A 1145-nucleotide genomic window follows, 5' to 3' on the forward strand; every position below is an offset into this window, starting at 1 on the left:
TCCTTGTCCATGTGCTGTACGGACCCACGATCGAGTGGCAGATGGTGATCGGGGTCTCAGCCGCCGGCTGGTTGCTTGGTTTTGTTGTGCCTGGGGCTCCCGGCGGTTTGGGTGTGAGGGAAGCGGTTTTCATCGCGGGCCTTTCCTCGATTGGCATACCCGCGGCCGCGGCCACCGCCGTTGCGGTTACGCATCGAATTATCACCCTTCTGGGCGATGTTCTGTTGTCGGCTGGCGAGTTTGGCTATCGAAAATGGACCGCAGAACCAGATTAGCGCATGGCATTGCGCGTGGCTGCCCGAATGCGACACCTCAAATCCAATTCCACCGCAGAGGTGCTCTATACCTGTTCAAATGAGGTTGACGCTGATAACGAACAGCCTGGTTAATGGAACACGGAATGCTGCTTGAATGTCCAAGACATGTATGGTTACCGGTGGAGCCGGATTCATTGGATGCGCGTTGTCCACCAAATTGGCAGATCGCTTCGATCGCGTAGTTGTCATCGACAGTTTGCATCCGCAGATTCACGCTGAGCGAAAGCGCCCTGCCGAACTTGATCCTCGCGTTGAGCTCATGGTTGCGGATGTGACGGAGGCTTCCACCTGGGCGCAGGCATTGGAAACCACCCGACCTGAAGTTGTCGTGCATCTGGCGGCTGAAACGGGCACGGGACAGTCGCTCACAGAGGCTTCTCGCCACGCGATAGCAAATGTCCTCGGCACAACCCGCATGTTGGATGCCTTCGCCACGGTATCGCATGTTCCCGAGCGCTTTGTCCTGGCTTCGAGCCGCGCCGTCTACGGAGAAGGGGCATGGCGGTCCAGAAGGCCAGGAGAGGTAACCTATCCGGGTCAGCGATCGAAGCAGCAGCTTGAACGCGCGGAGTGGGATTTCCCTGGGCTCGAGCCTCTGCCGATGGACGCGGAAAAAACGATACCGAACCCAACCAGCATCTACGGAGCCACCAAACTAACCCAGGAACAGATATTGCGAGCTTGGGCTCTTTCGTTCGGGACAACCGTCAACGTGCTCCGCCTCCAGAACGTATACGGTCCTGGCCAGTCCTTGACGAACAGCTACACAGGAATTGTGTCGTTGTTCATGAGGATGGCCAAGGAAGGCAAGAGCATCCCGATCTACGA

Annotated in this window: 2 protein-coding genes; both read left to right on the forward strand. The window is 57.5% G+C overall.

Features of this window, described 5'->3' with window-relative positions; genetic code table 11:
* Nucleotides 1-275, forward strand: a 275-nt coding sequence (locus tag ACXJ7R_RS33700; protein WP_457155565.1) for a lysylphosphatidylglycerol synthase domain-containing protein, incomplete at its 5' end; no start/stop codon positions are given.
* 187 nt (nt 276-462) lie between these two features.
* Nucleotides 463-1145, forward strand: a 683-nt coding sequence (locus ACXJ7R_RS33705) for an SDR family oxidoreductase (protein WP_457155566.1), incomplete at its 3' end; no start/stop codon positions are given.

It is taken from the genome of Mesorhizobium sp. P5_C1, assembly GCF_054049815.1.